The sequence below is a fragment of the Levilactobacillus sp. genome (assembly GCF_022646225.1).
Taxonomy (GTDB): domain Bacteria; phylum Bacillota; class Bacilli; order Lactobacillales; family Lactobacillaceae; genus Levilactobacillus; species Levilactobacillus suantsaiihabitans.
In genome coordinates this window covers 13194-38255 of sequence record NZ_JALCJA010000001.1, presented here as the reverse complement: position 1 = coordinate 38255, position 25062 = coordinate 13194, and the positions used below count along the sequence as shown (strand labels likewise).

19 protein-coding genes and 1 other annotated feature are annotated in these 25062 nt (G+C 53.8%); of the genes, 7 read left to right on the top strand and 12 right to left on the bottom strand.

The window, feature by feature from the left end; genetic code table 11:
* Nucleotides 1–5 precede the first annotated feature (5 nt).
* The 7 genes from polA to LKH74_RS00220 all read right to left on the bottom strand — a co-directional run bounded on the left by polA (nucleotide 6) and on the right by LKH74_RS00220 (nucleotide 10640).
* The gene (polA, locus tag LKH74_RS00250; protein ID WP_287708036.1) at nucleotides 6–2666 is read right to left on the bottom strand and encodes a DNA polymerase I; all 2661 of its coding nucleotides are present in this window, start codon (nucleotides 2664–2666) and stop codon (nucleotides 6–8) included.
* A 386-nt stretch (nucleotides 2667–3052) separates the two neighbouring features.
* Nucleotides 3053–3757 (bottom strand): Bax inhibitor-1/YccA family protein, encoded by a 705-nt coding sequence (locus tag LKH74_RS00245; RefSeq protein ID WP_135367993.1) that lies wholly within the window; start codon nucleotides 3755–3757, stop codon nucleotides 3053–3055.
* A gap of 153 nt (nucleotides 3758–3910) precedes the next feature.
* The gene (gene pnuC / locus LKH74_RS00240; protein ID WP_135367994.1) at nucleotides 3911–4648 is read right to left on the bottom strand and encodes a nicotinamide riboside transporter PnuC; all 738 of its coding nucleotides are present in this window, start codon (nucleotides 4646–4648) and stop codon (nucleotides 3911–3913) included.
* Nucleotides 4649–4895: 247 nt separating this feature from the next.
* Complete coding sequence (gene murC, locus LKH74_RS00235; RefSeq protein WP_287708037.1) at nucleotides 4896–6227, bottom strand: UDP-N-acetylmuramate--L-alanine ligase; 1332 nt, start codon at nucleotides 6225–6227, stop codon at nucleotides 4896–4898.
* A 137-nt stretch (nucleotides 6228–6364) separates the two neighbouring features.
* Nucleotides 6365–9409, bottom strand: coding sequence for a DNA translocase FtsK (locus LKH74_RS00230; RefSeq protein ID WP_287708038.1), 3045 nt, complete (start codon nucleotides 9407–9409; stop codon nucleotides 6365–6367).
* Between the two features lie 237 nt (nucleotides 9410–9646).
* Complete coding sequence (gene ytpR, locus LKH74_RS00225) at nucleotides 9647–10285, bottom strand: YtpR family tRNA-binding protein (RefSeq protein ID WP_135367997.1); 639 nt, start codon at nucleotides 10283–10285, stop codon at nucleotides 9647–9649.
* 22 nt (nucleotides 10286–10307) lie between these two features.
* Entirely contained in the window at nucleotides 10308–10640 is a 333-nt protein-coding gene (locus tag LKH74_RS00220) for a thioredoxin family protein (protein WP_135367998.1), read from the bottom strand.
* Between the two features lie 263 nt (nucleotides 10641–10903).
* Between LKH74_RS00220 and LKH74_RS00215 the strand changes: the two genes are divergently transcribed.
* Nucleotides 10904–11227 carry a PepSY domain-containing protein gene (locus LKH74_RS00215; RefSeq protein ID WP_135367999.1) on the top strand — a complete coding sequence of 108 codons (324 nt, stop codon included), beginning with the start codon at nucleotides 10904–10906 and terminating at the stop codon, nucleotides 11225–11227.
* Between the two features lie 201 nt (nucleotides 11228–11428).
* Entirely contained in the window at nucleotides 11429–12370 is a 942-nt protein-coding gene (locus LKH74_RS00210) for a nucleoside hydrolase (protein WP_287708039.1), read from the top strand.
* A 74-nt stretch (nucleotides 12371–12444) separates the two neighbouring features.
* Here the strand turns inward: LKH74_RS00210 and LKH74_RS00205 are convergent, their stop codons facing one another.
* Together LKH74_RS00205 and pepV are read right to left on the bottom strand one after the other, a co-directional pair.
* Nucleotides 12445–12948 (bottom strand): universal stress protein, encoded by a 504-nt coding sequence (locus LKH74_RS00205; protein WP_135368001.1) that lies wholly within the window; start codon nucleotides 12946–12948, stop codon nucleotides 12445–12447.
* A gap of 25 nt (nucleotides 12949–12973) precedes the next feature.
* Nucleotides 12974–14374, bottom strand: coding sequence for a dipeptidase PepV (pepV, locus tag LKH74_RS00200; protein ID WP_287708040.1), 1401 nt, complete (start codon nucleotides 14372–14374; stop codon nucleotides 12974–12976).
* 230 nt (nucleotides 14375–14604) lie between these two features.
* On the opposite strand from pepV, the gene LKH74_RS00195 reads away from it, so the two are divergent.
* On the top strand, nucleotides 14605–15438 hold the full coding sequence (locus LKH74_RS00195; RefSeq protein ID WP_287708041.1) for an NAD(P)H-hydrate dehydratase: 834 nt from the start codon (nucleotides 14605–14607) through the stop codon (nucleotides 15436–15438).
* Between the two features lie 626 nt (nucleotides 15439–16064).
* On the opposite strand, the gene LKH74_RS00190 is transcribed toward LKH74_RS00195, so the two are convergent.
* On the bottom strand, nucleotides 16065–16748 hold the full coding sequence (locus tag LKH74_RS00190; protein WP_287708042.1) for a 16S rRNA pseudouridylate synthase: 684 nt from the start codon (nucleotides 16746–16748) through the stop codon (nucleotides 16065–16067).
* A 12-nt stretch (nucleotides 16749–16760) separates the two neighbouring features.
* Nucleotides 16761–18401 (bottom strand): putative polysaccharide biosynthesis protein, encoded by a 1641-nt coding sequence (locus LKH74_RS00185; RefSeq protein ID WP_287708043.1) that lies wholly within the window; start codon nucleotides 18399–18401, stop codon nucleotides 16761–16763.
* Nucleotides 18402–18625: 224 nt separating this feature from the next.
* Here LKH74_RS00185 and LKH74_RS00180 point away from each other — a divergent pair, with 224 nt between their 5' ends.
* Both LKH74_RS00180 and LKH74_RS00175 read left to right on the top strand, forming a co-directional pair.
* The gene (locus tag LKH74_RS00180) at nucleotides 18626–18946 is read left to right on the top strand and encodes a hypothetical protein (protein WP_135368006.1); all 321 of its coding nucleotides are present in this window, start codon (nucleotides 18626–18628) and stop codon (nucleotides 18944–18946) included.
* A 386-nt stretch (nucleotides 18947–19332) separates the two neighbouring features.
* The gene (locus LKH74_RS00175; protein ID WP_287708044.1) at nucleotides 19333–20100 is read left to right on the top strand and encodes a flavodoxin family protein; all 768 of its coding nucleotides are present in this window, start codon (nucleotides 19333–19335) and stop codon (nucleotides 20098–20100) included.
* A gap of 740 nt (nucleotides 20101–20840) precedes the next feature.
* Here the strand turns inward: LKH74_RS00175 and leuS are convergent.
* Nucleotides 20841–23270 (bottom strand): leucine--tRNA ligase, encoded by a 2430-nt coding sequence (leuS, locus tag LKH74_RS00170; RefSeq protein ID WP_287708063.1) that lies wholly within the window; start codon nucleotides 23268–23270, stop codon nucleotides 20841–20843.
* 63 nt (nucleotides 23271–23333) lie between these two features.
* Nucleotides 23334–23534 (bottom strand) — a binding site (T-box leader).
* Nucleotides 23535–23751: 217 nt separating this feature from the next.
* On the opposite strand from leuS, the gene LKH74_RS00165 reads away from it, so the two are divergent.
* Nucleotides 23752–24387: a phosphatase PAP2 family protein gene (locus LKH74_RS00165; RefSeq protein ID WP_287708045.1), complete on the top strand. Its 636-nt coding sequence runs from the start codon at nucleotides 23752–23754 to the stop codon at nucleotides 24385–24387.
* Nucleotides 24388–24954, top strand: a complete 567-nt coding sequence (locus LKH74_RS00160; RefSeq protein WP_135368010.1) for a class I SAM-dependent methyltransferase — start codon at nucleotides 24388–24390, stop codon at nucleotides 24952–24954.
* The last annotated feature ends 108 nt before the right edge of the window (nucleotides 24955–25062 follow it).

Here is a 25062-nt window from a genome sequence, read left to right as displayed (position 1 = left end):
TACCGCTATTTCGCGTCGTACCAGGTCGGACCGTAGTGGCTTTCCACCTTCAGCGGGATCTCCAGCTTAACGGCTGAATCCATCACGCTAGGCACCAACTTGGCCAACGTCTCAATCTCTTCGGCAGGGGCCTCAAAGATCAGTTCATCGTGGACCTGCATCAACATCGTGGCCTGCAGATCCTTGATGGCATCTTCCATCTGGATCATGGCAATCTTAATAATGTCGGCGGCACTTCCTTGAATTGGCGTGTTCATGGCCGTCCGTTCAGCAAATGACCGCTGATTGAAGTTACGCGAATTGATGTCTGGCAAATACCGCCGCCGATGGGCAATCGTCTCCACGTATCCCTGTTCCTTGGCCTGTTGGACCATCCGATCCATGTAGGCCTTGACGCCAGGATATTCCTCAAAATAAGTATCGATGAAAGCCTTGGCTTGTTTACGGGTAATACCAATGTTTTGGGACAGGCCAAAGTCACTGATACCGTAGACGATGCCAAAGTTGACCGCCTTGGCTTGGCGCCGGATGTTCGGGGTCACCTCTTCGTCGGGACCCATCTTAAAGATTCGCCGGGCCGTGGCCGCGTGAATGTCTTCACCCTCGCGGAAGGCCTCTTGCATGTTGGCGTCATGACTCATGTGCGCGAGGACCCGCAACTCGATTTGCGAATAGTCAGACGAGAAGATCTGCCACCCCGGATGACGCGGCACGAAGGCCTTCCGAATGGCTCTGCCCTCTTCGTTACGCACCGGAATGTTTTGCAGGTTCGGGTCGACCGAAGACAACCGTCCCGTTTGCGTCAACGTCTGCAGGTAACGCGTGTGCACCTTGTGATCGTCGGGATGAATCACCTTCAACAGGCCCTCAACGTAGGTCGACTGAATCTTGGCAATCTTGCGGTATTTCAAAATGTTTTCGGCAATCGGTGCCTCAGCCGCCAGCTTTTCCAGCACGCCGACCGCCGTGGAGTACCCGGTCTTGGTCTTCTTGATGACCGGCAAACCCATCTTTTCAAACAGGATGTGCCCCAATTGCTTGGGCGAACCAATGTTAAATTCCTCGCCGGCTTCGTTGTAAATGGTCTGCTCGATCTCGGCTAGCTGTTCGGTGAACTTACTGCCCATGGCCTCGAGTTCACTGGCCTCCACCGTGATCCCAGCGATTTCCATCCGGGCCAACACGAACGCCATGGGCAATTCGATATCACGGTACAATTGCGTTTGTTCATTATCGGCCAGTTCCTTGACTAATTGCGGCCGCAGCTGTTCAATGGCCCGCGCCTTGCGTGCCAGATGCGAGAAGAAGTCCACGTCGTCGGCTGGAATGGCTTCCTTGGCGCCCTTGCCGTAAACGTCTTCGTCAGTAGCTACCTGGTGATAGCCGTGTTCCATGGCCACCCGTCCCAGGTCATTGCTGTTGTCATAGGTGTTCAACAAATAGGACACGATCAACAGGTCACAGTCAACTCCCGCTAACGTGATGCCTAAGCGATTCAAGGCCACGTAAGTCCGTTTGGCGTCAAAGACCTGTTTGGCCACGTCAGCGGACTCTAACAACCCTTTTAACGGGGCCTGCTGTAAGAGGCTGGCGTCGCGGCTGACCCACCAATGATCCTCGTGACCGATCACGAAGCCATCGAAGTCGGCCAGATGGTAGTTGTCCCCCAACATTTCCAAGTAGAATTCACAGCCATCCGCAAAGGCCGGCAGTGTCTGGAGATTGTCGGCCTTCAAGACCGTAAAGTCCACGTCTTTTAGACCGGGGGTGGCAGTTGGTGCCTCACCATCAATGCGCATTTTGCTCAAGAATTGGTTGAAGTTCATGCGTTGGTAGAATTCGACTAATTTTTCCTGGTCGTCTCCCTGATACGTCAGGTCGTTTACCTGCTTGGTCACTGGCGCATCCCGGAGAATCGTCGCCAATTTTTTCGACAGGAGCGCCTCGTCGTGGTCCGCGACCAAATGTTCCTTGAGCTTCTTCGCAGTGATCTCGTCGATGTGATCGTACAGGTTTTCAATACTGCCGTACTTGCCAATCAAATCCACGGCGCGCTTGGGACCCACGCCAGTCACGCCAGGGTAATTATCCGAATTATCCCCCTGCAACCCCTTGATATCAATGATCTGACTCGGCGTCACGCCCATCTTTTCCTTCACGTAGGCCGGCGTGTAGTGCTCAATATCCGTGACCCCGCGTTTAGAAATGGACACCGTGGTGTGGTCATCGGCCAGTTGCGTCAGGTCCCGGTCCCCGGTCACGATGGTCGTGGTAAAGCCGTTTTCCTCAGCCTGCTTGGCCAAGGTCCCAATGATGTCATCCGCCTCATAGTTGGGCAGTTCATAAGTCTGAATGCCCCGTGCCGCTAAGAGTTCCTTGACATACGGGAATTGCTCGGACAGTTCCGGCGCCGTCTTGGCCCGGCCGCCCTTGTAGTCGTCATACATTTTCGTCCGAAATGTCGTCTTGCCCGCATCAAAGGCCACCAAGGCGTGGGTGGGCTTGACCTTGTCCAACATGATCTCTAGCATCGTGTTGAAGCCGTAAATGGCGTTCGTGTGCAGCCCCTCGCTGTTGGTGAACTTACCCAACGCCGTGTACAACGCGAAGAAGGCCTTAAACGTGACACTGTTTCCGTCAATCAATAATAATCGTTTTTCCGCCATGTTACGCTCCTTTCGAGCCGCGGTCAGCCGGGCTCGAGTATTCTAAATCTATTTTACCAAAAAACCAGGTAAACCCGAAAAGAAATCTCTGAAAAGCATGGAAGCACTTGCTGCTCGGTCCCATAGTCCGCGCTGGCCGCCTACCGTTCGCCAACCTGTCAGCGTCAGCCAGAGATGGGCACCCTTTAGCAACTGGAAGTGTCAGGCTTCATAGTCAACCACCAAGCTATTTCTCGAGCCGGCCGCATTTCCCAATCGCTGCTTATCGCAGGATCCCAATCTCAGTGATTTTTTAGGCATTAAGACGCCGTCGTTTTAGCTATGTCTCGACTTCCGGTGACACAAAAAGCCTGGGCGCTTTCGTCCCAGGCTTTTCTGCGTAACCTTTAGTCGTTGTTGCCACCAAAGATTCCGAAAATTTGTAAGAGTTGTAAGAATAAGTTAACGAAGTCCAAGTACAGTTGTAAGGCCCCGTTGACGGCCAACCCAGTCGTGGAGACTTGGTCACCGTATTGCAGATACATCTTCTGCATCCGTTGCGTATCCCAGGCTGTCAGTGCTGAGAAGATAATGACTGCGGCGAAGGATAAGATCAAGGACGCCAATGGCATCCGCAAGAACATGTTCACGATCATCGCCACGATTAACCCGATCAAGGCCCCCGTAGCTTGGGTCCCAATCTTGGTCAAGTCTTTCTTGGTGAAAGCCCCGATACCGGCCATCGTCACGAAGACTGCCGCACTGGAGACAAAGGCCGCGGCCATCGTATTGATGCTGAAGACCATGGCGTAGGTCGAAATGACCCCACCGGTGATCACCGCGTAAACAAACAACCCGACTAAAGCGACGGTTGGTCGTTTCATCGATTGTCCACTAATGACGAACGGTAAAATAAACCAGACGATAATAGGTAACCAAAGACCGGCACCGTGTAAGCCCTGGGCTTGACTTGCCATTGGGATCATCAAGTACGCCGTCACTGCAGAGACCAACACGGCCGCAGCCATCCAGCCAAACATTTTAGTCATAAAGCTGTTGAGGCCGACCTCAGTGTTTACTGTCGTCCGGGGTTGCTGATCATAGTTGTTCATTGAAACGCTCCTTCTTTTTCAAATCAATTCCTGCCTTAGCCATCACAATTGATGAACCAGCCACAGGGTTATTAGAGTATATTTTACCAAATCTAATAGTAAACACAAGTAATGTGTTCAGAACTGGAAAAGAATTGTCGCGTAATGGCCACGTTACTTAGCCGCAGATTGACCGGCACCCCCTTCGTTATCGGCCTCGCCACTTGCCCACACCTTATTGGCGTAAACGGCGTTAAATAATAGGGCAATCTGCAAGGCCACCTGGGAAAGGTTGGCGCCCAACGTCCCGACGTTGGTGGCTCCCGTGAGAATCTGGAAGGTCAGAATACTCCAATACAAGACGTTGACCACGTTGACCACGATCCACAGGGACCAATTTTCCTTGAACTTCATGATGTAGAGCAGTTGGGCAATCAAACTCACCACGAAGTTGACCGAATCAAAGTATGGCAATTGACCGTGCAACAGGGACAAGACCAACCAGCCAAGGGCCCAAGCGACAAAGGCCGCCGCAAAGATCCAGTTTCTGGTCGTTTTCTTAAAGGACCGGGTCGCTTCGTCATGCCCCCACATGTACCAGCCGATGGGTTGGGAAATAACATAAATAATATCCATTGCAAAAGACCCGTAGGCATGGCTGATCCAGGCCACATACGTCATGGCGACACATTGAATGAACCCAAAAATAAACGAAATCTTACGTCCCTTCATCCCGTAGACCAGGCACAAGACCCCGCCGACACCGGACACCATCCCAATCACGCTGTCGGGCACGATCACATAGACCACGACCTGCAGCAAAATCAAGATCGACACGTAAATAACCTCAAACTTCTTCCAATTGGTGAATAACTGGTTATACCACCAATTGTGTTGTGTTCCAACTTCCACTAGCACTCGCTCCCCTGAAAAAAATTAAGGACGATACGCGTCCTTAATTTACTAGAATACAGATTCTTCAGAAAAGTGCAACTCATATCTAACGAATGGGTTAAGTGCGTTAAATGCCCGTTGTAACAGTGATTCATCCGGATAGTCATTTCGACAAAAATCCGTTTACCCGATTAGCGGTCCAGACCAATCAGCCGATCAAAAAGGGCACCGATCAGCGACGATTCGCCCACCAGTGCCCATAAATTTAGTTATTTTTCAGTGATAAATGACTTAATAATTCTTCGTAAGCCCGTTCGTACTTCTGCACGTCGCCGGCACCCATGAAGACCACGACCGCGTCATGGAAATCCAATAATGGGGACATGTTATCAACCGTCAAAATGTCGCCACCCTTAGCGATTTTTGCGGCTAAGTCCTTACTGGAGACCGCCCCGGCAGTTTCCCGTGCGGAGCTGAAGATGTTGGTCAAAAAGACCCGGTCGGCCAGGTTCAAACTCTTGGCGAAGTCGTCCATCAACGCAATCGTTCGACTGAACGTATGCGGCTGGAAGACCGCAATGATTTCCTTGTCCGGGTACTTTTGCCGAGCAGCATCCAAGGTGGCCTTGATTTCGGATGGATGGTGGGCGTAGTCGTCAATGATGGTCATGTCGGCCAGCTTACGTTCCGTAAACCGCCGCTTAACACCCTTGAAGTTGGCCAGTTCACGCTTGATTTCGTCCATGTTGACCTTTTCAAAGTAGGAAACGGCAATGACAGCCAGGCTGTTCAAGACGTTGTGTTCACCATACAGGTGAATTTCAAAGTTGCCTAAGAATTCATCACCATGGTAAACATCAAAGTTGGAGCCGGTCGTCGAACGTTTGATATTTTTAGCTTGGAAATCGTCGCGGTCCTTGGTGCCGTAGTAGTAAACCGGCACGTCGGTCTTGAGCTTACGCAACTCAGGGTCATCCCCCCAAGCAAAGATACCCTTCTTGACCTGGTTGGCCCAGGTTTCAAAGGCACTGTAAACATCATCGATGCCCGTGTAGTAGTCGGGGTGATCGAAGTCGATGTTGGTCATGATGGCGTAGTCTGGCTTAGTGGCCAGGAAGTGGCGCCGGTACTCATCGGCTTCGTAGACGAAGAAGCGGGCATTAGGCGTCCCCTTCCCCGTTCCATCACCAATCAGATAAGACGTTGGCGCTACCCCACTCAACACGTGGGATAACAGGCCAGTCGTACTGGTCTTCCCGTGCGCACCAGCCACCCCAATACTCGTGTAGCCTTCAATCAGGTGACCTAAGAATTCATGGTAACGGTAAACGGGCAGACCCATTTCCCGGGCCTTCTTGATTTCTGGGTGTTCATCCGTAAAGGAGTTCCCCGCAATGACCGTCAAGCCCTCGTGAATATTGGCTTCATCAAAGGCCATGACGTCGATCCCGGCTTTTTCCAGTCCCCGTTGTGTGAACGTGTACTGGGTGATATCTGAACCTTGAACCTTAAAACCCTTATCGTGCAAAATCAGGGCCAGGGCACTCATCCCTGATCCTTTAATTCCAACAAAGTGGTAAACCGTTGCGTTATCCATTAAATGATCCTCTTTTCTACTCTTTCGGTCAGGCCACTACTCCCCCAAACCGTCTGAGTGACTCTTTTCTTATTCTAGCATATCCCCCACCCGCTTAAAAGAAATCACGGGGAGAAAGGCAGTGAGGCCTCCTCAACCTAGGATGAAAATGGTGCACCCTGGTCATGAGGCTCTGGCAAGTCCTTACCCAAGTCATCGGGCGTCAAGTAGACCTCCCGGGGTTTGGACCCGTGCTGCGGTGACACATAATGGTGCTGTTCTAAGTCGTCGATCAGGTTGGCAGCGCGGTTGTAGCCAATCGAGAAGACCCGTTGGAGCTTGGACGTCGAAACCGTCTTTTCTTGGGAAATGTATGCCAGGACCTTCGGCAATAGCTCGTCTTGATTCTCCTCGGCCGTTTCCCGTTGTAAGAGTCCCTTGGGTGAAAAGGCATACTGCGGCTTGCCTTGTGTCCGCACGAAGTCGGTGACGCCATCGACTTCAGATTCGACGAAGGCCCCTTGCAGCCGCATTGGTTGACTGGCCCCGTTGCCCAGGTACAGCATGTCCCCGCGACCCAACAGGTTTTCAGCCCCGGCCGTGTCCAAAATGGTCCGCGAATCGATCTGACTGGAGACCATGAAGGCGATTCGCGTCGGGATGTTGTTCTTGATGGTCCCGGTCACGATGTCGACACTTGGCCGTTGTGTGGCCACTAACAAATGGATTCCAGCGGCCCGTGCCTTTTGCGTGATGCGGACGATGTAATCTTGTACCTCACTGGCCGCCATCATCATCAGATCGGCTAATTCGTCAATGATGATCACGATGTATGGCATCTTCAGCCCGGGTTCGTCATTGGCGTCGGCCCGGTCGTTAAATTGTTCAATGTTGCGGACGCCCGCCGCGGCGAGCTTTTCGTAACGCTCGTCCATTTCCGTGACGACCCACTTGAGGGCTGCCGCGGCGGCCTTTGGATCAGAGATCACGGGCGACAACAGGTGAGGCAACCCATCGTAAGGCGCCATTTCCACGGCCTTCGGGTCAATCAGTAAGAGCTTGACCTGTTGCGGCGTGGCCTTGTACAAAATCGACAATAGCAGTGAGTTAATGAACACACTCTTCCCGGAACCCGTAGCCCCGGCGATCAAACCGTGCGGCATCTTGCGCAAGTCCGTGACCTGGGGTTGGCCAAAGAGGTCGACCCCTAAGGCCACCGTCAACGGTGATTCGCTCTTCTTAAAGGCCGCCGAGTTCAGGATTTCCGAGAGCATGACGGGGCGTGATTTCAGGTTCGGAATTTCAATACCGACCGTCGTCTTCCCGGGAATCGGTGCCTCGATCCGAATGTCCTTGGCTGCCAGGGCAAGCTTCAAGTCATCGTTTAGGTTCGTAATCTTATTGACCTTGACCCCCAGTGCCAAACTGATCTGAAACTGCGTCACGGTCGGCCCCACCGTCCAGTCCGTGACGTGGGCGTCGACGTGAAAGGCACTCAACGTGGCATCGAGCACCTCGGCTTGGTGTTCGATCCACTCGTCCAAGGCCTCTTCATCCGGCACGACCGGTTTCGGCAACAGCGCCAGATCTGGGAAATGATAACCGCGCGCCGGCGTCGTGTCGGCCGGTTCCGCGGGCGCCGTCGGTCGGTCAAACAAGGCCAGATTGCGCTGGTCGTTCCCCTCTTCTTGCATGATGTCGCCTAAGGAATGTCCCAGGCCGCGACTCGGCTTGGCCTTAGGCTTCGGTGTTGGCTTGGCAGCCGCCGATTGTGGTGCGGCAGTCGACGAAGCAGCCGGCCCAGTGGTATTTGTGGCTGCCGTTGCCCGGTCCAGCAATTGATCGACCTCGGCTGGGCGCTGATTGGTTGCGGCTGAAGACGGCGCGCTCACTGAAGGGGTAACCGCAGATGTTGACTCGGCAGTTGCCGGTGATTCAGGTGCTGTGACCTCTGCAGGCTCTGTTGCTTTTTCCGTTGGTTCATTGGTTTCGGTTGTTTCATTGGTTTCAGCTGATTCTTTGGTAGCGGTTGATTCAGTCTTGTCAGGTGTATCGCTCGTTTCCGCAACTTCGGCTGTCTCAGTAGGTTCACCGGTTGCGGTCGTCGGTTTGAGTGTGTCAGCAGGCGTTTCACTAGCCACCGGTTGGGTCGGTTGAATGACCACCGTTTCACCGGAGTGCGCTGACTTGGCGGCTGGCGTAGCGGACGTTTCACTGGCAGCCGAGTGTGCCGGTACTGGATTATCGACTGGCAAATAAGCTCCGCTATCCGTCGATGTTTGCGCCTGCGGTTCTGGATAAAAGACCTCCGTTGGGCCCACGACCGCTTGCTTGCTTGGGGCAGCGGCTGGCGTTTCATCCCCAGCGGATGCTGGCGCTACAGTAGTCGCCGCAGTGGTAGTGGTTACAGACGACGCGGTACCTTCATTAGCCGGAGCCGCCGAAGTGGCGATTGCGGCCGCTGAATCGACGGTGTCGTCCGCTACAGAGGCTGCAGAGGCCGGTTGTTCAGGTGTTGGTTCTGCTTCTTGCGGTTCTGCTTCTTGCGGTTCTGCTTCTTGCGGTTCTGCTTCTTGCGGTTCTGCTTCTTGCGGTTCTGCTTCTTGCGGTTCTGCTTCTTGCGGTTCTGTGTCCGTTGCCGCAGGCTTTGCTGGCGTTGCCACTGCGTCCGTGGTAGTCGCCGGAGCCGCCGATTCGTCGGGCAAAAAGACTTCCGTTGGCGCCGGTTCAGGCTGGTCTTTTAGGGAGTCCTGTGCGGCTAAAGCGGCTTCATCCGCCGCCGTTCCCAATAACAGGAAGCTGTCATTTGACTTCCGTAACTTAACGACCAGTCTTTGATAGCGCTGCCGAATCACGGACGGTTGCCACACCCGTTGCCGTTGCTTGGGTACCGGGGTGACCGCAAACGGCCGGTAATTGGCACTGGCTGCGGCTGCGGCCTGTTCCGGCGTTTTCGCCGCCGTGGCGGGCGTTGATGCCGCAGACTGACGCCGTTGGGTGTGGTGCAAAACCTCTTGGGCTGCGCTTTGAGCCGCCGATTCGCGCTTTTCTTCCCGCTCCTGGCGAATCCGCAGGCGATCGTTACGTTCTTTACGGAGCTTGACCTGTCGTTGTGACCGGTCATCCGTGGTATCTTCCATTTGATCAGGGGTCGGTTTTACCGGAAATTTGCGATAAAATGCCGGTCCATCATAGTGCTCCATGTGTTTCTTCCTCCTTGACGAGCGCACCCGTCGACTTTCACGACTCTTGGGAGGAGACGCCGCCAACTTGACGGCCACTTAACTCATTCCCTGAATCTCTCTTTTTATTATTTTTTAATTCCAGACGCTACTTGCCATCCGTTCTGGTGACAATCCATTGCCAAATTGGCAGTCTCCCCTATTGTACACAAAAAAGCAGGCAACCGACAAGGGTTCACCTGCTTTGTAATAATCTTCTTAATTTTTGAAAATACTTTGACCGCGTTCGAAGTCAAACGGTTCACCGACCGTGTAGTCGTCCGGCAAGATCAAGGCGCCTGGTTTCTGCGGGGCATTGGCAAGCTTGAGCTCACGACCAGAACAGATCATCCCGTTGCTGGCAACGCCGCGGAGTTCACCGGGCCAGATGATCAGACCGTTGGGCATCATGGCCCCAACTTTGGCCACGACCACCTTGATGTCAGCCTGCATGTTCGGTGACCCACTCACGATTTGCAGGGACTCGTCGTTATCCACGACGGTCTCCGTCACCAGCAAGTGATCGGAGTCAGGGTGCGGTTTGGCCGATTTCACGTAGCCCACCACGAAGCGCGAACTGGTCTCTGCGACCAATTCACCAGCAAAGCCAGCGTCCTCCAAGGCGGTATTCAATGCCGCCACATCATCAGCCGACAAATCGACCTGGCCGTTGCCACTGATCTCTGGCAAGATGTCAGAGACTTTCAAGAAGTTGTAGCCTAAGGTCTTTTCCGTCGCTGCATCATAGATCCGCGCGATATTGTCCCGTACCGTGTGGGCTTGGGTCGCTGAATCCTGCGCAACAACAACAATCAAAGTATCCCCTAATTCTTTAGGGTTGTAACTAGCAATTAACATGTCTGAATCCTTTCCAACGGGTTTAGTTGGCGTTGGTCGTCAAAGAATTGATGAATTCTTCTACCTCTGCTTTAGTCTTACGATCCTTGTTCACTAACCGACCAATTTCTTGGCCATCGGCATAAGCAATGAAACTAGGAATGCCGAAAACGTTCAGCTCTACCGCCAGGTCGATGTTTTCATCCCGGTCGACGGCAATAAAGGTGTAGTCAGGATATTCTGCTTCGATCTCTGGCATTGCGGGCTTGATAAAGGCGCAATCTGGGCACCAGGTCGCTGAGAAGAACAACATGGTTTTGCCTTCTTTAACAACGTCCTTTAAATCCGCAGCAGACATCTTGGGTAATTGTTCCATGAATGAGCACTCCTTTTTCAGTTAGTTTTAAAAGTTAACATCAACCATTATAGCATGACTGGCTAAATATACACGGTTTTTGTTTGTAAACCGGCCACAGTGGGTTTACCGGCCCGTTGGCACGAGGAAAGTGCGCCAATTTACCCACTAATCAAGAAATTTGCGAAAAATCTGCCTTTTTACGGGAACTTCCGCGCAATCATTGCTATACTAGGGGCAAGAAGTGATGGGAAGCATGCCCACAGAAATTAGGAGGCGGTAGCATGGCTGCTAAGAACGGACAATTGTATCAACTAAGTCTCACCGGGGTACTCGGGGGCTTAATGGGCGTTTTCATCACGCGCTTTTTCGGCGCTAACCGGCTCAACCCAGACGATATTTTGGAACAGGTCAAACGCCAATTCCGGCAAGAATCTCCTATCGAGGGTGCCTGGATTGAAAAGCACGCGGTCCCGTTTCAAAAGTTTGCGGTCAAGTCACGCGTCTACTACGGCGGCATTACCCGCTATGAAGACGACCAGCTGGTGCAATACCAGTTCGTGGCCGATGCCGAAACCGGCAGTGTCTTAGATATTCACCGACTTTAACTTTAATCAGAATAACTTGTTGCGTTAGTCCCTCAGGGCTGGCGCTTTTTTTCTGCCCGTAAAGATGCGTAAATCGGTTTATCGTTCGTGTTTATCGTTTTACGTTATCATAAAAATAAAAATATCGCCGATGTCCCTACCAAATTATTAACATTCATGCTATACTTTTTAAAATTTGATATTGATTAAGGGGTGCTCGTTTTGCAAAATGTCTATTTTAATCACGATGGTAACGTCGACGACTTGGTCTCACTGTTATTACTGCTCCAAATGCCCGATATCCATTTGACCGGAGTCAGTGTGGTGGGTGCGGATTCATACGTCGAACCTGCCGCGGCGGCCTCACGCAAGATCATCGACCTGTTTGGCGACCCACAGCAACCGCTCAGTGTGGCTGTATCTGATTCCCGGCCCGTGCATCAATTCCCGCAAAACTGGCGGCTGTCGGCCTATTCATTTGACAACTTCCCAGTGCTAAACGAACGTGGCCACGTCACGACCCCGCAAGCTAGCGCCCCGGCCCACCTAGACCTGATCGACAAGCTGCAAGCCACCCCAGGCAAAACGACCCTGGTGATGACCGGCCCGCTGACAGACCTCGCCCGGGCACTGGCCATCGACCCCACCATCACTGATAAGATCGACAAGCTCTACTGGATGGGCGGCACCATGAACAACCAAGGTAACGTCGGCGAACCCGACCAAGACGGCACCATGGAATGGAACGCCTTTTGGGACCCCGAAGCCGTCAAGACCGTTTGGGACAGTCCCCTAGACATCGTCATGATTGGCCTAGAAAGTACTGACCAGATTCCACTGACCGCCGAGCGCCGCCAGCATTGGGCCAGCCTTCGCAAATACCCCGCCATGGAACTGATTGGCTACGGCTATTCGTTAGTCATGGCCTTCGAAGCCGATTCCACCTACTACCTCTGGGACGTCTTGACCGCCCTGACCAGTCGCTACCCGGAAATCGTCACTAGCAAAGTCGTTCACGGCGACGTTCTGACCACTGGCCACGGCGCCGGGCGAACATTTCTGACGCCGAACGGTCGCCCCATCACCCTAGTGACGCAGGTCGACCAGGCCCAATTCGACGCCCATTTTGATGCGTTGGCCAAGTCGGCGACCCGTAATTTTTAATCTTCAATTACCAACCAAACCTACAACAAAAGGGACTATGACATTTCGCCACAGCCCCTTTTGTGTCAGTGCAATTATTCTGCGATTTTTTTCAAACTCTGCGCCTGGTTGTGAATATCCGTCCGGACGATCAACACGTCACAGATGGCATTGGCCACGACGTAACTCGCCGTCGACCCCATCAACATGCGCTCCACCACGTTGACCCCGGTGGCGCCTAGCATGATCAGGTCGGCCTGATATTCCTCGGGCAATGTTTTTGCCAAGTCAACCTTCGCGTGACCGTAGAAGACAGCGGTAACCACCTGTTCGACGCCCGCATCTTGGGCCCGCCGCCGGTATTTATCGACCGTCGCTTCCAATTTTTGCCGCGATTCGTCCATCACCCGTTGGTCAACGTAGCCGAAGCCCACCTGGGTATCGCTACCCAGGCCGACGTAATCGCCGCCACTCATGACGGTAACGATGATCAGCTCAGCCTGGTTACGCACGGCCACCGCAATGGCTTTGTCCAATGCCCGACGTGCCTGCCGCGACCCATCGACGCCGACTAAAATATGCTTATATTCTGCGGCCATCATTCTCACTCCTTCGCCGATCAGCCTACTTGGTCAATTCATAAATGGCCTGACCGTAAATCGCCATGGCCTTCAACAAGTCGGCTGCCGGTTGAAATTCATCGGCCTGGTGCATGGTGTCGGCCGTGCCGGGGAACAAGGCCCCAAAGGCGACCCCACGCTTCATCAACCGACCGTAAGTTCCACCACCCACAACTTCGGGTTGGGCGGTCATGTCGCCAGTCTGTTGCCGGTAAACGTCCATCAACGTGGCCACGATTGGGTCACTTGGGTCAACGTAATGGGGCACCATTTCGCGACCCTGCTTGATGGTCGCCGCCATGTTAGCTGTCGCCTTGGTCAGTCCGGCTTTAATGTCGGCCGCCCCTGTCCCAGTTGGGTACCGGAAGTTGGTGTTGATCAACGCCCCTTGGTCGGCCTTAAACGTTTGCACACCCACGTTCATGGTCAAATCACCCATCACTTTATCCGTGAAGGCAATGCCTAACTTGTGCGCGCGTGAATCATCGTGCAATTCGTTAGCTAGCAGGCTCAAGAAATCGGCCGCATCGCCTCCGAAATTGTAGTCGTTCAAGAAACTGGCCAGATAAGTCCCCGCGTTGATGCCGTTTTTGGGTTCCATCCCGTGAGCCGCTTTACCGATCACTTCAAAATGCAAACCTTGCGCGTCAACCGTCGTTTCCCCGGTAACGGGCACTTGGTCTAAGAATTGTTTGAATGCCGCAACCAATTGGTCATTGTCGGCGCCCGTCACCGTGGCTTCGGCATCACGCGGCACCATGTTTTCTCGCAGACCGGATTCAAAATCGACTAAGGTCAATTCCCCACCGTTGGTCCCGGCAAAATTGGTCGTGAAGGTCACGTTCCCTTTTTCACCGTTGATCAGGGGGAATTCAGCATCCGGTGAGAAGCCCAGCGTTGGTGCTGGTTCCAAGTCGAGGTAATGGTTCATCCCCGTCCAGTCGCTTTCTTCGTCGGTCCCAATAATGAAGCGGATCTTGATCTTAGGGTCGATGCCTTGATCTTTCAACATCTTTAACCCATAGTAAGCTGCCAAGGCAGGCCCCTTATCATCTGAGGTCCCCCGGCCGTACAAGTTACCGTCTTTTTCCGTCAGGGTAAAGGGATCTGTGTGCCACCCCTTGCCTGCTGGCATCACGTCGGCGTGCCCCAGGATTGCCAGCGTGTCTTCACCCGAACCGTATTCGACGTAGCCGGCTAAATTATCCAGATTCTTGGTTTTAAAACCGTCGCGTTCCGCCAAGCCTAAAAATGCGATCAAAGCTTTAGCTGGACCTGGTCCCAAGGGATACTCATCGGTGGCCTTTGAGTCATCACGAGAACTGTCGATACCGACCAAGGTGGTCAGATCAGCGATATAGTCCTCCCGGTAGTGTTCAGATAGCTTTTGCCAATCAATTGCCATGATTGGACCTCCTTCATTTATTCGGACCTCACGTCCGGTTTATGGTCACGCGTTTGTCATCGCCCGCGGTTCTCCGCGTCAAAAGCGTTTTCAAACTAACCTTAGCATAATTCTAGCATATCGCCCGCCAAATGTAAGCCGATTTCACTGGCAAAATCACAATTCACCTGAGACGGCCGGGTTTTCCAGTGGCGTGCTATACTGAAAGAGAAAATGAGGAGGCTTTTTTCATGGAAACCTTAACGGATAAAATTCTCACGAGCACCATCCGCCAGCGTCCGGCCGATAGCTACAAGGGCACTTATGGTCGCGTCACACTGATTGGCGGCAACCGCAACTTCGGTGGCGCCATTCTGATGGCCAGTGCCGCTGCCGTGTACGCCGGTGCCGGGCTGGTCACCACCATCACCGACGCCAGCAATCAGGGAAGCCTGCACGCCCGCCTACCCGAAGCCATGTTTGCCGATATCGCCGACGTAAGTCAGACCCAGGCGTTGGTCCAAGGCACCGATGTCGTGGTCATTGGTCCCGGCTTGGGGACGGACGAGGCCGCCCTACAAGTTCTGACCGACGTCTTGCGGACGGTCACGCCCAACCAAACGCTGGTGATCGACGGCTCCGCCATCACGTTGGTGGCCAAACACCAGTTAGCCTTACCCCAGGCCCACTTAATCTTTACGCCACACCAGATGGAATGGCAACGACTCAGTGGCATCGCAATTGCCGAGCAAACACCGACGGCTAATCGCCAGGCCGTGGACCGATTGCACGCCACCGTGGTGGTCAAATCCCACCGTACCGAGATCTACACGGCTACGCAGACCTACGTCAATCCATTAGGGACGCCCGCCCAAGCCACCGGTGGCATGGGCGACACGCTGGCGGGGATGATTGGCGGGTTCACCGCGCAATTCACCCCGCAAGAGCAAGCCGTGTGCGCCGCCGTCTACACCCACAGCGCCATTGCCGAAGAATTGGCCCAGACCCAATACGTGGTCTTGCCTAGCCAAATCGCCGCTGACCTGCCACGGTTCATGAAGGCACATGAGGGCACACAAGCTTAAACCAATGGTTACCACCTAACTCATGACGTCAAAAATAGTCATTCTCAGCCTCACAATAAGAACTGGCCGCCTACCGTTCGCCAAATATGGGTTGGAACGCTGGGGCGGACGGGTCGAGCCAAAAGGCGGTCTCGACGCCTCGCTTTGAGCCGAAGAACACGTCTCAAAGACGCCAGTTGTCTAAGCGGCATGAACCGTGCCACTAAGACAACTCCCACGGCTGAACCCATATTTGGCGAACTCTCGGCTACGGTTGTGCGTGCCAGTAACAGCCGTCTCAACCCCAGATAGTAGCTGCATTGACGACCGGCTATCATTAACACAGTGTTACTGATAGCCGTCAATCCTGCCGGAGGCAGCCAGGGTGGAACCAGCGGAATGACTTGAGAGACTGGTGAGCTTTGCCGGGCTCTCAAGCGAACCGGAAAACCGCTTCTCAGGCGGGAGGTGTTCTCCAAAGCAAGCGGAACCCTTGGCTAACGCAGGCACCTGTTTTACCAATTTTAGGTGTCAGAACACCGCTGTTACGGCAATCAACGCGTTAATTTTAGATTCAGCCCTCAGATAGTAACCAAAAAATCCCTTGATGAACCGCCAACACAGCGGCTCATCAAGGGATTTGTCAGTTACTCTGTTTTCAAGTCGAGTGGTCCGTTCAACGCATCAATTTCGTTGGCGAATAGCCCCCTGTAGGTACCCACCGCTAGATCGACTGGCAAGGCCACGGGGCCAAACTGGGCACGCACCACCGGCTCATTAGCATGGGCCAGGTTGCTTAACGCACTGACGCCGGCCGCCACATCGGTGGTCGTCAATGCCACCGTCACGGTCTGGTGGACCGTATCCACTCGGCTGGTCACATCTTGAAAGGCCACGTTTGCCGGCAGGTCTGGCACCGTCGTTCCCGCCAGGACGATCTGCAGGATGCTCCGCCAATTTTGCCGGGCGACGTCCGCTAAGAATCGTTCGTCGTCGCTGGCCAGAACAAGTCCGATTGCTTCTTTCGGCAGATTGGCCAATGCCTTGAGCGACCGCTGCTGATCCAAGGGATTCAAGAGGCTCCCCAAACTCCGCTGACTGGTCGGCTCCAGGTTCAACACGAAGCCGACGGGTTTATTAAAGAGCAAATATTGGGGTTGGCGACCCGTGACGGTCAAGCCGTCCACCCGCACCTGTTGGTCACTGGTGACGTCGGTCCGCGGCGAATCCACGACTTGGTCATCGACTGTGACCCGTCCTTGGCGTAACAACCGGAAAATCTGTCCGGGTGTCCCCTGCCGATGGGCCGTTAAATAACGTTCGATGTTCATCACAAGTTCCTCCTAACGAATGTGCAACCGGCGCCGAATCCCGGCGACCCGCGGCCCTAAGATGGCATCGGCTAAGCGCGTCCGCAACACGACGTAGACGTAAAAATATCCAGCCACGATGACCGCAACCATCACGATCAAGAAGTTGACCACCCGGCCTTGACTACCGCTGAAGGCGCCGATCCAGGCCACCAAGCGAGCCAGTGCGTAGGTCCCCAATGAGACCAGTAGGATGCCATTGGTCTTCTTGGCGATGTGGGCAAAGTTGATACCAAATTGTTGATCCAGCGAATGGATGATCAAATAACAGGTCACGGTAAACCCGATGCCCGTGGCAATCAGCGGCCCAAAGGCCCCGAGGAAGTAAACCAGTGGCCATTGCACCACAAATTTCACTACGGTCCCGACCAAGAAGTAGCGGACCGCCCGCTTATTTTGCGAAATCCCTTGCATCAACGCCGAGACCACTGTGTACAGGCCCAGTAAGATCGACAGGTACGACGAAAAGGCCAGAATCGAGGCGGCCAAGGCGGCGTGTGACCGGCCGTAAAAGACCAGGTTCAGTGGACTGGCGATGGCGGCCATCCCCAAGGCACTGGGAATCATGACGAATTCAAACATCAAGAACGCGTTGGATAATTGTGCCGAGATCTCTTGTTTATTGCCCCGCGTGTAGGACTCGGACAGTAACGGCACCACAGTGACGGCCAACGCCGACGACAGAGAAATCGTAATCATAATTAATTTGTTCGCATTGACCCCGAATAACGCGAATAAGTCGTTCAGGTGCGCATCGGTATAGGTCCCCGCCAAATGCATGATGGGCGCAAAGGTGTACTGGTCGATCAGTTGGAAGATCGTAATGCCGGCCCCCAACACGATAAACGGCACGGCCTGGGCGATGATTTCTTTATACAGCTGGTTGGCTGGCACCACCAGTTCGTTGTTACTGTTGGCGACTAAGCCGCGGAAATAGTGCCGACGCCGCCAGTAGTAGACGCCTAAAATCAGTAACCCGGCCAACGCCCCAATGGCTGCGGCGAAGGTCGATTGCGACACCGCGGTGACCCAGTTGCCCTTTAAGACCCGCATGATCACGAAGGCCGTCAGTAACATGTAGAGGACCCGGACCAATTGTTCCACAAACTGGGAGATCGCGGACGGCGCCATTTGCTGGAAGCCTTGGAAATACCCCCGCGTGAGACTCATCGTGGGGATGATCAAGATGGCCCAGGCCAAAGAATGCAGCACCGGAATCAGATGTTGGTCGCCCCCGGTAAAGAGCGGCGCACCAAAGAACATCAGTAACGCGATTGAAATCCCCGTGACCAGGGCAATTTCTAGCCCCCGTTTGTACAAGCGCACGCTAATACCGTATTCATTCAGGGCGTTGTAGTGCGCCACCTGTTTGGCAATCGCGGAAGGCACCCCCGCAATCGCCGCAATCAGGAAGAAGCTGTAGATGTTATAGCCCTTCCCATACAACGCGTTACCTTGCAGGTAGAAGGCGCCGAACCAAATGTTCCAGGGAATAATGTACACTGCACCGAGGATCCGAGAGAAAATACTCCCGGCCGTCATCCACGCCGACCCGGCAACCATTTGGTCCTGCGCGCTACCTTGATTACCAGTTTGATCTGACCTTGTCGCCATTTGACACCCTACTTTCACTTTCTAAATTCAACGAATCCGTGCTTGTTCATGACAAGCTAATCAAACAAACATTATAACATAGGATTTCCGTTCTATTTCTCAGGTTTCGGTAAAGATTTACCCTTTTTAAGCAAAATGTCAGCGTCCAGCTTAACGGAACTTGTGAAACAGTGGTATGCTGGAGGTAGTCGAGAAGCAACAAATATTCAAGGAGGAATGCCAATATGACGCAAGCAACAGCTGGTTCCACCGTAGCACCTAAAATGCAGATGTCACCAGAACGGGCAAAGCAAGTCGTGACGATGACCAAGAGTATCCGAGCACATTTTCCAGAGTTAGCCGCGATTCCTAATGCCCAACTCATTTATTCAACGTGGCGGAGTTTTAAGCGAATCGATCAGACCAACGATAGTGATTATCAGACGATGGCTGGCGTCTTCTTCCACGAATTCGACCGCCATCTGTTGCACTACCAACTTTCGAAAACGGGTCAAGAAGCCGTTATTCGACAGCGCTTCTTTGCCATTTTAACTGAAATTTTGTAAGTCCCACTTGTCTTTAGCAGCGGTTACCCCAGCGGAACCGCTGCTTTTTTGCGTCTTATAGCACTCACCACAACGGCTGAGTCCTCGGTCATCTGGCGCCCCGCCTTTCGCTCACGCTGTGCCAAAAACCATGACACCAATTCACCGGCCGTCAGTCGCTAACCACTCCACCCAATCTGTCACGTTTCCCTGGCCTACCGGCAATGATTGCAACTGGTTTTGCGCTAACTTCAGCTCGCTTATCACCCGCTAAATTAGGCTTGTCAGCGTTTTTCACCAACAGTTTGCGTTATACTTGAGGTATCAACCAATTGGGGTGATGGGCGGTTTACAGCTTGCGTATTTTGCGCTGGCCGTCCCAAACTGAGATAAGCGAGGCGATTCGTTTGCGTTATTTGGCATTGTTGGGGAGTCATGAGCGCCACGGCATCACGGCCGGCTATCTGGATGCCGTGATTGCGGCGTTGCCAGACACCGCCGAGGTCGATACGGTCTTTTTGCGGGACTACGATATTTATCCCGATACCAAGGAACAGCCCTGCCCGGCGTTAGATGAAATTGAGGCCAAGATGGCCGCCAGTGACTTTTGGATCATCTGCGTGCCGACTTACTGGGGCGGCATGGCCGGTGTCATGAAACAATTCTTCGACTGCATGCGTTTCCGGTTAGTCCGGATGAATTCAGTGGCCGACACGCTACCTGGCAAGTACAAGGACAAGCACTACCTGAGCATGACCACTTGTTTCATCAGCTCGACCGAAAACTTCTTCACTGGCATCACCGACCAGACCTTCGTCACCATCGACCGGATCCTCACTGGGGCCGGTCTGATCAAGGTCGGCGAATTTGTCGGCACGGGCACCTGGGGCGGCGACCACACACCGCGGCCCGAAAAGCTGGCCGAATGTCAGCGCTGGGGGCACAAAATTGCCGACCGACCACGAAAGGATGATAATACCTTGAAACGTTACATATTGCTCTTCTTCATGATTGCGGTCATGGCCTTGATCACCATGGGCCTGCAAGCCTGGTGGTTCGGCGTCTTTGCGGCTGGTAAATTCTGGCTGACGTACGCCACGTTTGTGGTGATTTTCTACGTCTTGTTGGCCAGCATCCTGCACTTCTTCACGTTCGTCCGGCACCGGCGCCGCTAATGGCAATTTAGTTGAAGGTTGAACCTAAAATTAACGTGTTGGTTGCGTAATGATGGCATTTTGACACCTAAAATTAGTGAAACCAGGCGCCTGCGTCAGCCAGGGTTCCACCTGCTATGGGGAACGGCTCCAGCCTGAGGAGCGGTCTTCCACCTCGCTTGAAAGCCTGGCAAAACCGGCCAGTCTCTCAAGTCGTCCCGCGCTGTAGGCTGAGAAAAAACCTCAGCCAACACCGCCGACACAGCTGGCTCCACCCTGGCTGCCTCCGGCAAGGTTGAAGCCTATCAGTAACACTGTGTTAATGATAGACGAGTCGTCAATGTGACTACTACCTGGGGCTAAGACGACAGTTACTAACACGCACTACCGTAGCCAAGAGTTCGCCAAATATGGGTTCAACCGCTTAAAAAGCGTGTGTCCACAGGCGCTTAACTGCCTAGCAGTGTTAAGCGGAACCAGTTGCCTGGTGGCGCACGTTTCGGCCATGAGGCCACTTTGAGACGCGACCTTTGGCGCAAAGCGAGGCGTCGAGACCGTCTTTCAACCTTCAGCAGTCTAACAGAAGTCGTCATAAAATCGTGCCGACTACCCTCACGTAGCCAGCACGATTTTTTTGAACCGTCAACGTGAGTCACCCCGCCAGATAATCCCATTATGCCGCCAACCATCAACGCATCCAATCAAAAAGTGCCAGCCCCTTCCCGTTAGGAAAGTGACTGACACTTTTAACTTAAACCAGCTTAGTTGGCAACAATGTTGACCAGTTTGCCAGGAACGACGATTACCTTACGAATCGTCTTGCCATCCGTATGGGTCTTGACCGTCTCATCGGCCAATGCTTGCGCCTCGATGTCATCCTTGGCAGCGTCCTTGGCGACCTTTAAGTGCGCCCGAACCTTGCCGTTGACTTGAACGACCATTTCGACCACGTCTTCGACCAATTGCTTGGCGTCATACGTTGGCCACTTGGCGTAGGCAATCGTGTCGTCGTGACCCATCAAGGACCAGAGTTCTTCCGCGATGTGCGGCACGATTGGCGAAATCAGCTTGACGAAGCCTTCCATGTAGATCAGTGGCAGGCTGTCGACCTTGTAAGCTTCGTTGACGAAGACCATCAGTTGAGAAATGGCCACGTTGAACCGCATGGCTTCTAAGTCCTCGCTGACCGTCTTGACCGTCTGGTTGTAGATCTTATCCAACTGACCATCGTTGATCATCGTGACCCGGTCACGCAGGTGGTTGTTGTCATCGATCATCAGGCGCCAAACGCGGTCGAGCCAACGTTTGGACCCATTGATTCCTTCCGTGCTCCACGGCTTGGAAGCTTCCAGCGGCCCCATGAACATTTCGTATAAGCGCAGGGTATCGGCCCCGAACTTTTCGACGATTTCATCGGGGTTGATGACGTTGCCCTTAGACTTCGACATCTTTTCGTGATTGGTGCCCAAGATCATCCCTTGGTTGACCAACTTCTGGAAGGGTTCCTTGGTTGGGACGACACCTAAGTCGTACAGGAACTTGTGCCAGAACCGCGCGTACAACAAGTGCAAGACGGCGTGTTCCGCCCCACCGATGTACAGGTCGACTGGCATCCAGTACTTCAGCTTCTCGGGATCAGCAATGGCCTGGTCGTTGTGCGGATCAACATAACGCAAGAAGTACCAGGAACTCCCTGCCCATTGCGGCATGGTGTTGGTTTCCCGTTTCCCCTTGCGGCCGTTTTCGTCCACAACGTTGACCCAGTCATCCAGGTTGGCCAGTGGGCTTTCCCCGGTCCCGGAAGGTTCGAGTTGCTTGGCTGCGGGCAGCTTCAATGGCAATTCATCTTCAGGAACCAGCGTCGTTTCGCCATCTTCCCAATGGATAACCGGAATGGGTTCACCCCAGTAGCGTTGCCGAGAGAAGATCCAGTCCCGCAAGCGGAAGTTGACCTTCTTGTGGCCGGCGTGGTGGGCTTCCAACCAATCGATGGCCGCTGAAATGGCATCCTTTTTGTTCATGCCATTCAAAAAGTCGGAATTGATGTGTTCGCCGTCGCCGGTGTAAGCTGCTTTTTGCACGTCCGTGTCGTCGTCACCCGCGATGACTTGAACGATAGGCAGGTTAAATTTCTGAGCAAATTCGTTGTCCCGGTCATCGTGAGCGGGCACGGCCATAATGGCCCCGGTCCCGTAAGATGACAGCACGTAGTCACCAATCCAGATAGGCAGCTTCTTGCCGCTCAGTGGGTTGATGCCGTATGCGCCGGTGAAGACCCCGGTCTTGTCCTTGTTCAAATCAGTCCGTTCCAAATCAGACTTGCTGTCGATGGCCTTTTGGTAAGCCTTGACTTCGTCGACATGGTCGGGCGTCGTGATTTGATCGACCAGTGGGTGTTCAGGGGCCAAAACCATGTAGGTCGCCCCAAACAACGTGTCTGGCCGCGTCGTGTAGACTTCGACCTTGGTGTCTGCTTGGCCGTCAACTGGGAAGAAGACGCTGGCCCCTTCAGAACGACCGATCCAGTTGCGTTGCATTTCCTTGATGCTATCGGGCCAGTCTAAATCGTCCAGGTCATCGAGCAGCCGGTCGGCGTACGCCGTGATCTTTAAGACCCATTGGCGCATGGGTACGCGGTAGACGGGGTAGCCGCCCCGTTCCGTCTTGCCATCAACGACTTCTTCATTGGCCACGACGGTCCCGCCCATGAAGTCAGGCGCCCAGTTGACCATGATCTTGTCTTCGTAAGCCAGGCCCTTCTTGTACATTTGTTCAAAGATCCATTGGGTCCACTTGTAGAAGGATTCGTCGGTCGTGTTGACCTCGCGGCTCCAGTCATAAGAAAAGCCCAGTGAGCGGATCTGGCGCTTGAAGTTCTTGATGTTGTGCGCGGTGAAGTCCTTGGGATTGTGCCCCGTCTTCAAGGCGTACTGTTCGGCAGGCAGACCAAAGGCGTCCCAGCCCATGGGATGCAAGACGTTAAAGCCTTGCATCCGCTTCAGGCGGGCCATAATATCCGTGGCCGTGTAACCTTCCGGATGTCCCACGTGTAAGCCTTGACCGGATGGGTATGGGAACATATCCATCACGTAATACTTCGGTTTTGCCTGGTTGTCAGCGGTCTTAAATGTCTCGTTGACCCGCCAGTAGTGTTGCCACTTGCGTTCAATAATTTGGTGTTCGTATGCCAAATTCTTCGCTCCCTTTCTCATTGTGTCCACAAAAAAAGCCCCCAGAAGCCCAAAAATCAGCTTCTGTAGGGCGTGTCAGCGCGGTACCACCTACATTTCCCCGGTCTTGTACCGAGGCTCATTCCGGCTGATAACGTCGCCAAACGCCCACTTTGCAGCGGAGAAGACTCGGAGACAAGTTCGTTTGACCAGGCAACGGATTCACAGCGACCATCCGCTTGCTGAATGCCTTGTCAAACTACTACTTCTCGTCAATGTCTTGGTTTAATCAGATTGTTTTCATCTTAGCAAACCCCCTAGTGAAAAGCAAGGGGCGGGCCCCGGTTTTTGGAAAAAAGAGTGGACCCACTGGCGGTTAACTGGTCACCGATAGCCCTGCATTTCCTAAGTAAGCCTAACATCTCTCCCCGTTTGCCGTTATGGTATCCCCCCTGTGCTATACTGAAATTATTAAAATCATGATATAGGAGGTCACCATTTGATGACCATTTCACGAACACGGTGGCGTTTCACCTGGGCCGCGGGAATTTTCTTTCTAATTGACTTGCTGGGAGTCAGTTTTCAGCAAGGCTGGGTCCATGCGTTGGACCGACTCGTTATTGGCTGGGTACGTCAGCCGCTGCCGACCGGCGTCACGCAAACAATTATTGGGATTACCCATTCCGGCGACCCCAAGCCAGTGACTTGGGTGACGCTGTTGTTGGTAGCCATCCTGGTCATTGCGCGGCGCTACCGCGGGGCCTTGTTTTTGGCATTTAACGTGCTGGTCTGGGCCGGCATTGGTAACAGTCTGATCAAGCACCTGGTCCAACGCCCCCGACCGACCGTTAACCGCCTAGTTGCGGCCAGTTCCTACAGTTTTCCCAGCGGCCACTCCATCACGGCCATGTTGCTGTGGGGCTCACTGATTGTGCTGCTGGGCTGGTCGCTACGACAACGGCCATGGCGGCGCCGGTTGGTGGTCGTGGTCCTCAGCCTGTGGATCGTTTGCATCGGCCTGTCCCGCATTTACGTGGGCGTGCACTACCCCACCGACGTGCTGGGCGGCTGGTCACTGGGCTTTTGCCTGTTAACTTTGAGTCAATGGTTCCTCACTCGTTATGGAGATGTGTTATAAATGAATTTACCCAATGCCTTAACCTATAGCCATACGCTTTTAGCCGAAATCGTCGGCCCAGGCGCCACCGTCGTGGATGCGACCGTGGGCCAAGGCCATGACACGCTGTTTCTCGCCAACCTGGTCGGTAAGACCGGCCGGGTCATCGGCTTTGACATCCAGCAGGCCGCGTTGGCCGAAACTAAACAGCAGCTCCAACTGACCGGCCTCGGCCAACCAGTCGAGTTACACGCCACCGGCCATGAACACGTGGCCGAATACCTCGCGGCCGACGAACCGGTGACCGCAGCCATCTTCAACCTCGGCTACCTCCCCGGCGGTGATAAATCCGTCATCACTCGCCCAGAAACCACCCTAGCCGCCGTGAAGGCCCTATTGCCACATCTACCCCGCGGCGGGCGTATCATCCTGGTCGTTTACGCCGGTCACCCCGGTGGCGCCACCGAACGCAACGCCGTGGTCGACTTTTGCCAGCAATTGCCGCAAAAAACTTACCAGGTTCTGCGCTACGGCTTTATCAATCAAATTCACACGCCACCGTTCTTGCTGGCGATTGAGCGCAGATAAAAAGAGTGGCCCTACAGGCGGTTAACTGGTTAGGATTCGTAACATCGCCAATCAACTTAGGCTACTCAATCTGGAAGGGCCAGGGACACTAGAAAGCAGGCGGGGCGA

Coding starts and splice junctions, on each gene's coding strand:
- polA (WP_287708036.1), bottom strand. CDS start 2,666: ATGGCGGAAAAACGATTATTATTGATTGACGGAAACAGTGTCACGTTT.
- LKH74_RS00245 (WP_135367993.1), bottom strand. CDS start 3,757: ATGAACAACTATGATCAGCAACCCCGGACGACAGTAAACACTGAGGTC.
- murC (WP_287708037.1), bottom strand. CDS start 6,227: ATGGATAACGCAACGGTTTACCACTTTGTTGGAATTAAAGGATCAGGG.
- LKH74_RS00230 (WP_287708038.1), bottom strand. CDS start 9,409: ATGGAGCACTATGATGGACCGGCATTTTATCGCAAATTTCCGGTAAAA.
- ytpR (WP_135367997.1), bottom strand. CDS start 10,285: ATGTTAATTGCTAGTTACAACCCTAAAGAATTAGGGGATACTTTGATT.
- LKH74_RS00220 (WP_135367998.1), bottom strand. CDS start 10,640: ATGGAACAATTACCCAAGATGTCTGCTGCGGATTTAAAGGACGTTGTT.
- LKH74_RS00215 (WP_135367999.1), top strand. CDS start 10,904: ATGGCTGCTAAGAACGGACAATTGTATCAACTAAGTCTCACCGGGGTA.
- LKH74_RS00205 (WP_135368001.1), bottom strand. CDS start 12,948: ATGGCCGCAGAATATAAGCATATTTTAGTCGGCGTCGATGGGTCGCGG.
- pepV (WP_287708040.1), bottom strand. CDS start 14,374: ATGGCAATTGATTGGCAAAAGCTATCTGAACACTACCGGGAGGACTAT.
- LKH74_RS00195 (WP_287708041.1), top strand. CDS start 14,605: ATGGAAACCTTAACGGATAAAATTCTCACGAGCACCATCCGCCAGCGT.
- LKH74_RS00190 (WP_287708042.1), bottom strand. CDS start 16,748: ATGAACATCGAACGTTATTTAACGGCCCATCGGCAGGGGACACCCGGA.
- LKH74_RS00185 (WP_287708043.1), bottom strand. CDS start 18,401: ATGGCGACAAGGTCAGATCAAACTGGTAATCAAGGTAGCGCGCAGGAC.
- LKH74_RS00180 (WP_135368006.1), top strand. CDS start 18,626: ATGACGCAAGCAACAGCTGGTTCCACCGTAGCACCTAAAATGCAGATG.
- LKH74_RS00165 (WP_287708045.1), top strand. CDS start 23,752: ATGACCATTTCACGAACACGGTGGCGTTTCACCTGGGCCGCGGGAATT.
- LKH74_RS00160 (WP_135368010.1), top strand. CDS start 24,388: ATGAATTTACCCAATGCCTTAACCTATAGCCATACGCTTTTAGCCGAA.